The organism is Cupriavidus sp. KB_39, from assembly GCF_052114485.1.
In the GTDB taxonomy this organism is placed as follows: domain Bacteria; phylum Pseudomonadota; class Gammaproteobacteria; order Burkholderiales; family Burkholderiaceae; genus Cupriavidus.
In genome coordinates this window covers 27,805-41,061 of sequence record NZ_JBFREV010000033.1, presented here as the reverse complement: position 1 = coordinate 41,061, position 13,257 = coordinate 27,805, and the positions used below count along the sequence as shown (strand labels likewise).

11 protein-coding genes are annotated in these 13,257 nt (G+C 67.4%); 2 read left to right on the top strand and 9 right to left on the bottom strand.

The window, feature by feature from the left end:
* Positions 1-9: 9 nt before the first annotated feature.
* From AB4Z27_RS21960 to AB4Z27_RS21945, 4 genes are all read right to left on the bottom strand, one after another.
* A complete protein-coding gene (locus tag AB4Z27_RS21960) occupies positions 10-450 on the bottom strand; it encodes a PaaI family thioesterase (RefSeq protein WP_092290980.1) in 441 nt (146 codons plus the stop codon).
* A 95-nt stretch (positions 451-545) separates the two neighbouring features.
* Positions 546-2,060: a tripartite tricarboxylate transporter permease gene (locus tag AB4Z27_RS21955; RefSeq protein ID WP_092290978.1), complete on the bottom strand. Its 1,515-nt coding sequence runs from the start codon at positions 2,058-2,060 to the stop codon at positions 546-548.
* Between the two features lie 19 nt (positions 2,061-2,079).
* Positions 2,080-2,562, bottom strand: a complete 483-nt coding sequence (locus tag AB4Z27_RS21950) for a tripartite tricarboxylate transporter TctB family protein (protein ID WP_092290976.1) — start codon at positions 2,560-2,562, stop codon at positions 2,080-2,082.
* Between the two features lie 128 nt (positions 2,563-2,690).
* Positions 2,691-3,647 carry a Bug family tripartite tricarboxylate transporter substrate binding protein gene (locus AB4Z27_RS21945; RefSeq protein ID WP_092290974.1) on the bottom strand — a complete coding sequence of 319 codons (957 nt, stop codon included), beginning with the start codon at positions 3,645-3,647 and terminating at the stop codon, positions 2,691-2,693.
* A gap of 377 nt (positions 3,648-4,024) precedes the next feature.
* Here AB4Z27_RS21945 and AB4Z27_RS21940 point away from each other — a divergent pair, with 377 nt between their 5' ends.
* Positions 4,025-4,525 (top strand): hypothetical protein, encoded by a 501-nt coding sequence (locus AB4Z27_RS21940; RefSeq protein WP_092290972.1) that lies wholly within the window; start codon positions 4,025-4,027, stop codon positions 4,523-4,525.
* A 30-nt stretch (positions 4,526-4,555) separates the two neighbouring features.
* Here AB4Z27_RS21940 and AB4Z27_RS21935 read toward each other — a convergent pair whose 3' ends face one another.
* The 5 genes from AB4Z27_RS21935 to AB4Z27_RS21915 form a co-directional block, all read right to left on the bottom strand.
* Entirely contained in the window at positions 4,556-6,253 is a 1,698-nt protein-coding gene (locus tag AB4Z27_RS21935; RefSeq protein ID WP_441645259.1) for a diguanylate cyclase, read from the bottom strand.
* A gap of 193 nt (positions 6,254-6,446) precedes the next feature.
* The gene (locus tag AB4Z27_RS21930) at positions 6,447-7,640 is read right to left on the bottom strand and encodes an MFS transporter (protein WP_441591598.1); all 1,194 of its coding nucleotides are present in this window, start codon (positions 7,638-7,640) and stop codon (positions 6,447-6,449) included.
* Positions 7,641-7,720: 80 nt separating this feature from the next.
* Entirely contained in the window at positions 7,721-8,893 is a 1,173-nt protein-coding gene (gene dinB, locus AB4Z27_RS21925) for a DNA polymerase IV (protein WP_441645258.1), read from the bottom strand.
* Between the two features lie 121 nt (positions 8,894-9,014).
* Entirely contained in the window at positions 9,015-9,917 is a 903-nt protein-coding gene (gene rarD / locus AB4Z27_RS21920; RefSeq protein WP_092290963.1) for an EamA family transporter RarD, read from the bottom strand.
* Between the two features lie 111 nt (positions 9,918-10,028).
* Positions 10,029-11,168: a TRAP transporter substrate-binding protein gene (locus AB4Z27_RS21915; RefSeq protein ID WP_092290961.1), complete on the bottom strand. Its 1,140-nt coding sequence runs from the start codon at positions 11,166-11,168 to the stop codon at positions 10,029-10,031.
* A 304-nt stretch (positions 11,169-11,472) separates the two neighbouring features.
* On the opposite strand from AB4Z27_RS21915, the gene AB4Z27_RS21910 reads away from it, so the two are divergent.
* Positions 11,473-13,212 (top strand): carbohydrate porin, encoded by a 1,740-nt coding sequence (locus tag AB4Z27_RS21910; RefSeq protein ID WP_092290959.1) that lies wholly within the window; start codon positions 11,473-11,475, stop codon positions 13,210-13,212.
* The last annotated feature ends 45 nt before the right edge of the window (positions 13,213-13,257 follow it).

Here is a 13,257-nt window from a genome sequence, read left to right as displayed (position 1 = left end):
TCCTGGATGTCAGAGCAGCGCGTAGGTGGTGGTGGCCTGCACCGCCAGCTTGCCGTCGGTGCCGGTCAGCTCGATCTCGCCGAACACCACGGTCTTGCCGAGCCGCAGCACGTTGGCGCGCACGCGCACGTCGCCGTCGATCACAGGCCGCATGAAGTTGGTGGTCAGGCTGACCGTGGTCATCGGGCGGAACTCCCCGAGCACCCGGGAGATGGCGACGATCATCGCCGTATCGGCTGCCGACATCAGTACCTGCCCGCACACCACGCCGCCGGCATGGCGAAAAGTCTCACTGAACGGCAGGCGCAGCGTCACGCCCTGGTCGTCCACCGCCTCGGCTCGCAGGCCAAGCTGGCGCACCCACGGGGCGAGCACGCGTTCCAGCGTGGCATCGACATCAGCCAGGGTGAAGGCGGGCGCTGCGGTCGGTGCGGAGGTCGGTTCCGGCATGGCGATCCTGTCGAGCGGGTTTCGCCAATGATACAGGGGGCCGCAGCCCCCCGTGTGATGCACTGCAAGACCCCGCCGGCCGGGGCGGGCGACGGCTACGCCGCGTTGTCGGCAGCAGCGCGGGCACTGCTGCGGCTGGCGTGCCAGCGCAGCACGCGCGGCACCACCACCACGGCCACCGTCATCGCCAGAATCGTGGCGGAGATCGGCTGCTTGACGAACAGGCTCCAGTCGCCCTGGCCAATCGACAGCGCATTGCGCAGCTGCTTCTCGGCCATCGGCCCCAGGATCAGGCCGACGATGACCGGCGCCGTGGGGAAGTCGAAGCGGCGCATGGCCATGCCCAGCAGGCCGATCACGAACAGCAGCAGCAGGTCGAACCACGACTGGCGGATACCGTACGCACCGAGCCCCGCGAAGATCAGGATGCCGCCGTACAGCAGCGGCGTGGGCACGCGCAGCATGCGCACCCAGAGGCCGATCGCCGGCAGGTTCAGCACCAGCAGCATCACGTTGCCGATGTACAGCGACGCCAGCAGGCCCCAGACCAGATCGCCCGAGGTCTGGAACAGCATCGGACCGGGCTGGAGGTTGTAGTTCTGGAACGCCGCCAGCAGGATGGCGGTGGTGTTCGAGGTCGGAATGCCCAGCGTCAGCAGCGGCGCCAGCGTGGCCGTCACGGCGGCGTTGTTGGCGGCCTCGGGGCCGGCCACGCCCTCGATGGCGCCCACCTTGCCGAACTCGTCCTGGTGTTTGGAGAGCTTCTTTTCGGTCGCGTACGACAGGAAGGTCGGGATCTCCGCGCCGCCGGCCGGAATCAGCCCGAACGGGAAGCCGATCAGCGTGCCGCGCAGCCAGGCCGGCACCGAGCGYTTCCAGTCCGACTTGTTCATGTGGACGGAACTGAGCTTGTTGAACGAGCCGGCCGGCTGCGGGAAGAACGCGTTGAACAGCGCCTCGCCCACGGCGAACAGGCCCACGGCCACCACGACGATATCCACGCCATCGTAAAGCTCCTGGATGTTCATCGAGTAACGGGTCTGGCCGGACAGCGAATCGATGCCGATCAGGCCGATGCCGAGCCCCAGGAACAGGCTGGTCATGCCGCGCAGCAGCGACGAGCCGAGCACGGCCGACACGGTCGTGAAGGCCAGCAGCATGATCATGAAGTACTCGCCCGGGCCGAACTGCAGCGCCACGTCCGCCGCCACCGGCGCGAACATCGACAGCAGCACGGTGGCGATRGTGCCCGCCACGAAGGAGCCGATCGCCGCCGTGGCCAGCGCCGGCCCGGCGCGGCCGTTCTTGGCCATCAGGTTGCCTTCCATGGCGGTGACCATGGTGGACGACTCGCCCGGCGTGTTCATCAGGATGGAGGTGGTCGAGCCGCCGTACATCGCGCCGTAGTAGATGCCGGCGAACATGATCAGCGCGGCGGTGGGTTCCACCTTGGCCGTCAGCGGCAGCAGCATCGCCACGGTCAGGGCCGGGCCAATGCCCGGCAGCACGCCGATGGCGGTGCCGAGGAAGCAGCCCACGAGGGCCCACATCAGGTTGATCGGTGTGATGGCGACGGCGAAGCCGTGCATCAACTGGTTCAGGGTATCCATGGCAATTCCTCCCGCCGGTTCAGAAGCCGGAGATCGACAAAAGRGGCAGCAGCGGCAGGTTGATGCCGAGCAAGAATTCAAACAACGCCCACATCGGCAGCGTCAGGCCCAGGCCGATCAGCGCATCGCGCACCAGCCGGCGGCTGCCGTAGCCGCGCGCCACGCAGACCATCATCAGCGTGGAGGACAGCACGAAGCCGAGCGTGCCGATCAGCGCCATGTTCAGCACCAGGCCCGCCGCTACCCACAGGAAGCCCTTGAAGTTGTGTGGCGCCTCGGGCAACTCGGCATCTTCCTCCGGCATATTGCGGAAGCCGCCGCGCACGCCCTGCCAGGTCAGCAGCGCGCCGCACACGGCCAGGCCGATGGCGACCAGGGTGGGCGCGAAGCGCGGCGACAGGCCGGCGTAGCCTTCCTCGCCCGAGATGCCGGACAGGCCGGCCAGGAAGAAGGCGGACAACGCCAGGACGGCGATGCCGATGGAGACATGCGATGGTTTCATGGTGGGCTCCCGGAGGGATGGCCACCACCCGCGCGGTCACGACGAGCGTGACAGGATTGTGATTATTGTTGGGGCGCGCGGGTGGGGCGGTGAGGCGAGTCGTGCAGTTGGCGATGAATCCGCCGGACTTACTTGGCAACGCCCAGTTCGCGCAGCGTGCCACCCAGGCGGGTCGACTCGGCATCCACGAACTTGCCGAACTCGTCGCCGGTCAGCAGGAAGGGCGTCCAGTCATTCTTCGTCAGGGCTTCCTTCCAGACCTTGTTCTCGGTGCCCTTGACCACGGCGTCGATCATCGCCTTGCGCTGCTCGGGCGTGATGCCCGGCGCGCCGTAGACGCCGCGCCAGTTATAGATCTCCACGTTCACGCCCTGCTCCTTGAGCGTGGGGATGTCGGCGGTGCGGTCCTTCGAGGTCACCGCCAGCGCGCGCATCTTGCCGCTCTTGATGAAGGGCAGGAACTCGGACACGCCGGCAATGCCCACGGTCACGTGGCCGCCCATGATCGACGCGGAGGCTTCGCCGCCGCCCGCGAACGGCACGTAGTTGATCTTYTTCGGATCCACGCCGATGTCCTTGGCGATCAGGCCGGCCAGGATGTGGTCGATCGAACCCTTCGAGCCACCACCCCAGCTCACGCTGCCCGGGTTGGCCTTGAGCTGCGCGGTCAGGTCCTTGATGGACTTCAGCGGCGAGCTGGCCGGCACGGTCAGGACCATGGTGTCGGCATACAGGCGGGCGATCGGCGTGGCGTTCTTCAGCGTCACGGGCGGATGGTTGGTCTCGATGGCACCGACCATCACCGCGCCGGTCACGATCAGCGCGTTGGGGTTGCCCTTGTCGGTGTTGACGAACTGGGTCAGGCCGATGGTGCCGCCGGCGCCGCCCTTGTTGTCATAGGACGCGGTCTTGGCGGTGCCTGCCGCGATCATCGCCGCGCCGATCGTGCGGCCGGTCTGGTCGTAGCCGCCGCCGGGGTTGGCGCCGATCATGACCTTCAGGCTGTCCACGGCGTAGGCCGGGGCCGCGGCCAGCGTGGCGGCGGCGAGGACGACATGGGCAAAGCGGGCAAGCGTGCGAGGCATCGCGGTCTCCTGTCTTTTTTTGGAATGGATAGCTAGTGATAGCTGTGGGCTGGATTCTAGAGGTCGGTAACTGTCAAAAGCCTGTCAAACCGACAGGAATTCGCATGGGGTTTACGTGGGGGTTGTCTGCTTTGTCTGGCCCCGCCGACACGCGCCGGACGGCACACGCACTACCCACTGCATGGTTTTCGCCACAGACAAGTGCGAGGAAGTCTGATCTAAACATCTTTGACTTGGCTGACGTCAGACATATCACTACGATTGACCACAGTTGCCTGCCGCACGTTGCAGTGCGGAACAGGCGACGGACAAACGATGAAAAAGGGACCCGCGCACAACGAGGCGACGGGCCTGATGGGTGTCAACTGGGGTCAACAATGGATACGACGATCAAGGCTGCCGACGTGTGGCCGCCGGAGCTGGATACGGCCGCGGGTACCGACCGTGGACTGTGGAAGAGCACCATGGCGGCGGCAAGCCAGGCGCTCGAGGCCGCCAAGGGCATGCAGGCGGCGGTGGGGCAGACACTGAAGCTCCAGCACAAGATCATGGCGCTGCGCGACGAGCTGCATCGCGCCGAAGCCGAGCGCGATCTCTACCGCGACCTTCACGCGCGTACGCTCGACGAACTCAACCACACGCTCGACCTCAGCCCCACCGAATGGCAGCGGCTGCGCGCCGAGAACGAGACGCTCCAGATCCGCCATCGCGCCTACAAGCTGCTGGTGCAGCACTACGCGCGCAGCGGCACGCCGGTGGACCCGGCCGTGTTCGCGGAGCAGCGCAGCCGCGTGCAGCAACACATCCTGTTCCAGCGCCGCAAGGGCATCCCGGTTTCGGTGATTGCCGTCGAGGACATCGCCTTCCTGCTGCGCTGACCGGGGACGCCGTCATGACCTGCCTGCACCTCACCCCGCAACCGGCGGTGCCTCTGCATTGCCGGCCCGCGCATCCTCCGCGCAAACCCGGTTTCGCCCCATTGCCTTGGCGGCATAAAGACGGCGGTCGGCCGTCGCCAACATGGCATCGAGTGTCTGGCCCCCGTCGCTCCCGGCTTCGGCCACGCCTATCGACACCGTGAAGCGGATGCGCGCCCCGGGGTCGCCCTGCGTCGCTGACGTGGGCGCGTCCGGGGCGGGCTCCACCGGCATCGCGGCCAGCGCCACGCGCAGCCGTTCGGCACTGACCGTGGCCTCGGCCAGCGTGGCGCCGGGCATCAACACGGCGAATTCCTCACCGCCCAGGCGGGCCGGCGTATCCACCGCACGCATATTTTCCCGCAACGCCGTGGCCAGCCGCTGGAGCACGTGGTCGCCGCTGGCATGGCCCCATCGATCATTCACCTTCTTGAAATAGTCGATGTCGAGCATCAGCATCGACAGCGCGCTGCCGTCGCGCGCGCGCCGCGCCGCCGCCTGCGCGAACTGGTCGCCGAAATGACGCCGGTTGGCGAGGTCCGTCAGCGGATCGCGCTCGGCCAGTTTCTGGAGCTTGTCGCCCAGCGCGAGGTAGTAGCTGAACAGCAGCGATACCAGCCGCACCGAGACCCACATCAGCAGCGGCAGCGCGATCCAGATCGGCAGCAGCGGCTTGCTGATGCGCGAGAAAACCTCGCCGTAGAGTTGGGCGGTCGAGACCGCCTCCAGSAGCATCCACTGCCCGGTGCCCAGCCGCTGGTAGAACAGGTAGCCGCCATCGCCCTTGCGCATGCCGGGGCCGTCGGTGGCGAACAGCGTCTGCGGTCCCACGTCGCGCCAGGTGTCGCCCAGCACGTCGGGCCAGCGCAGGTCCGTGCTCAGATGGTCRTGGTAGGCCGCGATCAGTCGGCCGGCGCTGTCCATCAGGTAGCGGTTCAGGGCCGGGGAGTCGTCGCTCGGTGCGCCGAGCAGCGCCTGGATATGCTTCAGCGAGACATCCACCGCCACCACGCCGCGAAAGCGCGACTCCACATAGATCGGCACGCTCAGCGTGGTGCGCAGCTCGGTGCTTTCGAACTGGCGATAGGGCGGCGCCCAGCGCAGGTCCTGGCCCGGATTGCGGTCGGGCAGGAGATCGCGGTAGTAGGGCATGCTCGCAAAGCGCTGCAGCAACGCGGGTGCCTTGTCGGCCGGCACCGGGGGATAGGTCACGAAGAAGCCGTTACTCGAGATGAACGTGACCGAATTGCGGATCTCGTCCACGCCCATGGTCAGCCCCAGCACATGGCTGAGCTGGCGCGCGGCGAAGAGGTCGGCGCGCAGGTCGCCCACGTGGCGCTCGAAGCCGGGCAGGCCGGCCAGGGCCTGCGGTGACACGCCGATCACGGGCGCATCGCCGAGCGGGACTTCCATCTGCCAGATCGGCTCGTCGCGCGCGGCGAAGGCCCGATCGAGGACGGGGTCCGAGACGCCACGGGCTTGCACGGCCTCCATCCGCATCAGCTGCCGCGCGTAGTCGCGCACGAACGACAGCCGGAAGCGCTCCGACGACACGGCGGCCTCCAGCCCCATCGCGCGCAGCGCGAGATTGTGCTGATGGCTGGCAATCACGCGCTCGCGCAGCGTGTAGAGGTCTCGCAGGCCAACGGCGAGCGTCAGCGCCAGCACGAGGCTGAAACACCAGATCACGACTCGCTGCGGGCGCATGACCGCCGCGCGCGGTAACCATCGCGGTTGCGGCACCAGTTTGCGCCATGGCATCGGGGGCCTCCGGGCAAGTCCCGCCTGAGCGGGCACTGCAACGAAACTGTGACGATGAAGGACAACGCTCGGCCAGTGTAGTGCAGCAAACGGGACTTCGGGAGGGGGTGGCGCCCCGMGCTTAGTGCCGGTCGGTCCGGAAGTAGAGCAGGGCGAGCGCCGGCAGCGCGAAGCCGATCCAGCTCGCCAGCGGCCAGCCGCCGCGCGCGAAGGCCCAGGCGCCCAGCCACGAGCCGGTGGCGCCGCCGACGAAGAAGATCGCCATGTACAGGCCGTTCAGCCGGCTGCGGTGCTCGGCCGAGAGCGTGAAAATGGCGCGCTGGCCGACCACAAGGTTCGCCGATACGCCGAAGTCGAGCAGGATGGCCGCCACGGTCAGCGCCAGGAGCGAGGTCATCGACCCCTCCACGCCCACCCGGCTCAACAGGAACGACCCGGCGCCGATGGCCAGCGCGATGGCGGTCATCTGGCGGCTGTGGCCCCGGTCCGCGTAGCGGCCGGCCATCGGCGCGGCGATGGCGCCGGCCACGCCGACCAGCGCGAACACGGCGATGCCGGTCTGCGACATGTGGAACGCAGGCCCGGCCAGATAGAGCGGGATGGTGGTCCAGAACAGGCTGAACACGCCGAACATGCTGGCCTGGTACAGCGCGCGCCGGCGCAGCACGGGCTGGGTACGGAGCAGGTGCGCCATCGACGCCAGCATCTGGCCGTAGGTCACGCCCCGCGCGGGCTGGCGGCGCGGCAGCTTGCGCGCCAGCACCAGCGCCAGCAGCACCATGGCTACGGCCGAGACCGCGAAGATGGTGTGCCAGCCGCCCGTCAGGCCGGCCATCAGGCTCGACACCGGCCGCGCCAGCATGATCCCCATCAGYAGCCCGCTGGTGACGTTGCCGACCACGCGGCCCCGGATATGGTCCGGGGCGAGGTGCGCCGCGAACGGCACCAGCACCTGCACCGCCACCGAGCATAGGCCGATGGCGCAGCCCGCGATCAGGAACACGCTGGCGTGAGTGGCCAGGGCCGCCGCCATGAGCGCCACGGCACAGCCGCCAATCAGCGTCAGGACCAGCTTGCGGTTCTCGACCAGATCCCCGAGCGGCACCAGCAGCACCAGCCCCGCGCAGTAGCCCATCTGGATCAGCGTGACGATCAGCCCGGCAATCTCGGGCGAGAGTTGCAGCGACCGGGCGATCGGGCCGACCAGYGGCTGGGCGTAATAGAGATTGGCGACGATCATGCCGCAGGCCGTGGCCAGCAGCGGCGTGATCCAGGTGGCGGGCTCAGCGGCGCGCTCTGTGGCGGTGGTGGTCATGGSGACGGCCTTGGTGCTCGAAGCCGCCGATTCTAGCGGGAGATAGATAGATGCGTCGGAGGGGTCATTCCGGTGCCGCGTCAGGCATCCGGCCGCTCATCCTCGAAGCGGAACTCCTCCTGCACGGGCGCCGGGTCGTCGCCCTGTTCGTCCGCCGGGATCAGGGCGCTCACGCGCACGCCGAGCAGCCGGATGCGCCGCTCGAGCGGTATCCGCTTCAGGCATTCCGTGGCGCTGCGCCGGATCGCCGCGCCATCGGCGGTATGGGCCGGCATGGTCAGGTCGCGCGTGACCGTGCGGAAATCGTCAAAGCGCAGCTTGATGCCCACCGTGCGGCCCACGTAGCCCTTGCGGCGCAGGTCCTCGCCCACGCGCATGCAGAGCTTGGTGAACGATTCCGATAGGAGCGGGCGGTCCACGCGCGGGTGCAGGTCGCGCTCRAAGGTGGTTTCGCGGCTCATCGACTTGGGCTCGGAACTGACCACCACCGGGCGGTCATCACGCCCATGCGCCACCTCGATCAGCCAGCTCGCGTAGTTGCGGCCGAAATGGGTCTGGAGCACGCCCTGGTCGGCCTCGGCCAGGTCGCCCACGGTGTCGATGCCGATGCCGGCCAGCTTCTCGGCCGCCTTCGGCCCGATGCCGTTGACCTTGCGCGCCGCGAGCGGCCAGATACGGTGGGSGATGTCGGCGGGGGTGAGCAGGGTCAGGCCGTCCGGCTTGTCGAGTTCGGACCCGATCTTCGCCAGCAGCTTGTTGGGCGCCACGCAGATCGAGCAGGTCAGGCCRGTGGCCTCGCTCACGGCMGCCTTGATGCGCGCGGCTACCTCGGCCGGCTCGCCGGGCACCTCGGTCAGATCGATATAGATCTCGTCGATGCCCCGGTCTTCCACCTGCTCGGTGAAGGTGCGCACGGCGGCCTTGAACAGGCCCGAGTAGCGGCGATAGGCGTCGAAATCGGTCGGCAGCAGGATGGCGTCCGGCGCCAGCTTGGCCGCCTTCATCATGCCCATCGCCGAGAACACGCCCAGCGCGCGGGCTTCGTARGTRGAAGTGGTGACGACGCCACGTCCGACGTAGTCGCGCAGGCGGGCATAGCGGCGCGAGCCATCGGGCAGCGTCTCCGGGATGGCATTGCGGCCGCCGCCGATGACAACGGCCTGGCCGCGCAGGTCGGGATAACGGAGCAGTTCGACGGACGCATAGAAGGCGTCCATGTCGAGGTGGGCGATGCGCCGGACGGGGGTGGACATGGCGAAGGGGGCGTGCGCGTCGTCGGTACTGTATAAACGTACAGTATAGTGCGTCGGCCCTCGCGTGCCGAGCCGGTGTTAATCCATCATTCCCGGGATGAATCGATTAATCGATCCAAACCTATGCTTCATTTGTCGCGCTGATAGACTTAACGGAATTGCGGCGGGAAACCCACACCCCTTCCATCGCGTAGATCAGCAGCGACACCCAGATCAGTGCATAGCCGAGTTGCTTCTGGGCCGGGAACGGCTCGTGCCACAGCCAGATGCCGAGCAGCAGCTGGAGCGTCGGGCCGGTGTACTGGAGCAGGCCGAGCAGCGAAAGCGGAATCCGGCGCGCGCCGGCGGCGAAGAACAGCAGCGGCACCGCCGTGACCGGGCCGGCCAGCAGCAGCAAGATCTGCGTACCCGGTGCTGCGCTCCGGAAGGTGTCCTGGCCGGTGAAGACGAGCACGCCCAGCGCGGTGGCCGCAATCGGAAACAGCAGCAGCGTCTCCAGCGACAGCCCCTCCAGCGCGCCCAGCGCCCCGGTCTTGCGCAGCAGCCCGTAGCCGCCGAACGACGCCGCCAGCGCGAGCGCGATCCACGGCAGTTGCCCGGCGCTGATGGTCAGCCAGAGCACGCCCCCCGCCGCGACGGCGATGGACAGCCACTGCCCCGGCCGCAGCCGCTCGTGCAGGAACAGCACACCCAGCAGCACGCTGAACAGCGGATTGATGAAGTACCCCAGGCTCGCATCGACCACCCGGTCGGCCGACACCGCCCAGATATAGAGGAACCAGTTGGCGCAGAGCAGGGCGGCGCTCGCCGCGAAGCCGAGGATCAGGCGCGGATTGCCCGCCACCTCGCGCAGCCAGCCGAAATGCCGCCGCCAGAGCAGGATCGCGCCCAAAAAGACCAGCGACCACACCATCCGGTGCAGCAGGATCTCGAGCGGCGCCACGCCGTGGAGGGATTTGATATAGAGGGGCAGCAGGCCCCAGATGACGTACGCGAGCAGCGCGTAGAAGATGCCGAGTTGCATGGGAGTGTCCGGTAGGTGCGCGGATTCTACCGGGACGCCGTCATCGGCGTTGGAACTCGCCTCCCCCTGGCGGGAGAGGCGACAACATCACATACAAATCACATCGATGTCTTACAGCTTGCGCGCGAAGCTGAACTGCGCGAAGCCCTGCTCGGCCACGTTGAACCAGGCGGCCTCGTTGTTGCGGAACACGCGCCAGTCGTCATAGATCTTCTTGAACGACGGGTTCTTGGCGGTTTCCTCGGCGTACGCGTCCTGCGTGGCCTTGAAGCATGCCTCCATGATCTCCTTCGAGAACGGGCGCAGCTTCACGCCATTCTCCAGCAGACGGGCCAGCGCCTGCGGGTTCACGGCGTCGTACTTGGCCATCATGTTGGTGTGGGCCTCGATGGTGGCCGTTTCCAGCGCGCGCTTGTACTGCGCCGGCAGCTTCTCGAACTCCGGTGCGGAGGCGTAGAACGACAGCTGGGCGCTGCCTTCCCACCAGCCCGGGTAGTAGTAGTACGGCGCCACCTTGTAGAAGCCGAGCTTCTCGTCGTCATACGGGCCGACCCACTCGGCCGCATCGATGGTGCCCTTTTCCAGCGCCGGGTAGATATCGCCACCGGCAATCTGCTGCGGCACCACGCCCAGGCGCTGCAGCACCACGCCGGCAAACCCGGCGATGCGGTACTTCAGGCCCTGCAGGTCCGCCACGGTCTTGATTTCCTTGCGGAACCAGCCGCCCATCTGGGCATTGGTGTTGCCGCCCATGAAGTTGACGACGTTATATTCCTTGAAGAACTCGCGCATCAGCTTCATGCCGTTGCCCTGCATCATCCACGCGGTCTGCTGGCGCGCGGTCAGGCCGAACGGGACGGTGGTGTCGAAGCACAGCGTCGGATTCTTGCCGAAGTAGTAGTAGCCGGCCGTGTGGCCGATCTGCACGGTCTGGTTCTGCACGGCGTCCAGCACCTGCAGGCCCGGCACCACTTCACCGGCGGCGAACACCTTGATGTTGAACTTGCCGTCGGTCAGCTCCTTCACGCGCTGGGACAGCAGCTCGGCGGCGCCGTAGATGGTGTCCAGCGACTTCGGGAAGCTCGATGCCAGGCGCCATTCCACCGCCGGGTTGCTGCCGATCACGGCCGGCGCGCCCGGTGCGCTCGCCGACGCCGCGGGCGCGGCGGGTTTGTCTTCCTTGCCGCACGCGGCCAGGGCCCCGGTAGCGGCCACAGCCGATGCTTTCAACAGGAAGGAACGACGTTCCATGACATCTCCTCTTATAGATATATGTGCGCTGGCTGCCCCACCCATAGGACAAGTCCAAAACAGCCGGTCGATTATAGCGGTGGCGTTTTGCGCACGACCACACTCCCGACTGCGGGTTTTCGCTAGGGATTCGCACTTCTGCAACGGTTTACGGGGAGACTGGCAAGGTGGCGCGAGGTGATCTTTTCGCAATGTGAGATGCCGCACGGTTTGATGGATTTTGTAACCCGTCTTGCGGTCAAAAAGTTCGCCTGTTAAAAAACGGAGCCCCCATCCGGCGCGCCGCGCGCCGTCACTGTTTCCCATGCTGCTGCCAGTACCCCGATTCGCTCGCCTGCGTTCCCGCCGTCTCACGTTTGCCGTCATGGCTGCTTGGGGCATGGTCGCCTGCGCGCAAACGGGCAGTCAGGTGGCGACACCGCCACAAATTTCGGCCAGCACTGTGCCRCCGACGGCCATGGCGTCGACTTCGGCCCCAGCGAGCGTACCTACCGCTGCGCCGGTGGCGGCTGCCGCGCCGGCGACGGACCCGCTGTACGACCTGATCCAGCCGACCGTCGTCCCGGGTACGAGCAAGCCTGCTGCCGATGCGGCTGTGGCAATTACGGCGAAAGCGGCGAATGCGGCACCATCCGAAACCATGGCAACCGTCGCGGCGGAGAACCCCGTGGACCCCGACTTCGTCGGTCCGCCCGAGTCGGCCGCAGCCCCGCCGCCTCCGCCACCGCCATTGGTCCTCTTCCCGCAGCGGCTGGGTGAATTCCCCGCGCAGCCGGCTCAGCCCGTCCAGCCGGCACGCGCCAGTGCCGCTGATGGCACAAACGGCGGTGATCAAGTCGACAGCGCTGAAGCGGGTACGGTCTCGGATGCACCTCCGGTGCTCCGCTCGCAGTTGCCGGCCGAGGATCTCGCCGGCGATACGGTATGGCGCATGGGTTACAGCGGCCGTGCAGCGGTCGAGGACCGCGCCAGCACGCAGCGCGCCTGCCCGGGCGGTGGTACGCCGTCGGTCGGGCTCGGTGGCGGGCTGGCCTGCACCAGCACTGGCGAGGTCAAGATCCGCGAATCGCTGGCCGACATCGGCGGCGGCACCCAGGTCCAGCTCGTGGCCCAGGCCCGGGGTACCAACGCCACCTCGGTCAACGGCAACGCCGCCGCCGTGGACCCCTACGCACTGGTGCCGCAGTTCTATACCTCTGTCACCGGGCTCTCGGGTGTATCCGTGCTCGATGGCGCCAGCGTCTGGGCCGGCCGCCGCGAGAGCAATCCGTTCCTGATGTCGTCCGGCCTGCTGCCGCCCAACTCGCCCTCGATGCGATTCGGGGTGGATAACGCCAAACTGGGCGATTTCGGACTCAGTTATCAATACACCGCACGTAACGATCTGAACGGCGCCCATCTGCCCAGCTATCACAGCCTGCGCAGCGCCCCGATCGACACCAATGACAAGGGCAACGTCCAGTTGGGTTTCACGCGCGTGGAGCCGCTCTCGGCCATGGAAGACACCGGCAGCGCCTGGTGGGCCTCCGCCATGCACGAGCAGAAGAACGTGCTGATGGGCACCAACCGGCTGGGCGTGCAGTACGGGCAGGGGTCGCGCGCGGCCATGACCGGCTACACGGGCATGGGCGCTTCGCTGTCACGCGTGCGCGTGGCGGAATCGATGGAGTGGAAGGGCCGCTCGGGCATCGGCGGCTCGGTGGAATCGAGCCTGCAGCTGGACCGCTCGCCGGTCGGCACGCTGCAATGGGCGGCCACGCGCTTCCGTCCGGCCTATGTGGCCAACGACCAGTTCCGGCTCAACTTCGAAGTCGCGCACGACCAGATCTCGTCCGGGTTTGGCGTGGGTGGCCAGCGCACCGCGCTGACCGTGGCGCCGACCTTCACGCTCGGCAAGTCCACCGGCAACGCCAACCTACGCGCGTTCTACACCTACAGCCGCGCCAGCGACGTCGACGGCATCACCTTCGCCACGCCCGCCGAAGCCTGGGCGACCCAGACCAGCGGCTCGATCTTCGGCGTGCAGCTCAACCGCCGCTGGTAATCATTCTTCGGATAGATGATCGAGCGGAAATTTCAGCCCACTCGA

Bases quoted from the DNA above. Each gene is read 5' to 3' on its own strand.
- AB4Z27_RS21960 (WP_092290980.1), bottom strand. From the start codon at position 450: ATGCCGGAACCGACCTCCGCACCGACCGCAGCGCCCGCCTTCACCCTG.
- AB4Z27_RS21940 (WP_092290972.1), top strand. From the start codon at position 4,025: ATGGATACGACGATCAAGGCTGCCGACGTGTGGCCGCCGGAGCTGGAT.
- rarD (WP_092290963.1), bottom strand. From the start codon at position 9,917: ATGCAACTCGGCATCTTCTACGCGCTGCTCGCGTACGTCATCTGGGGC.
- AB4Z27_RS21915 (WP_092290961.1), bottom strand. From the start codon at position 11,168: ATGGAACGTCGTTCCTTCCTGTTGAAAGCATCGGCTGTGGCCGCTACC.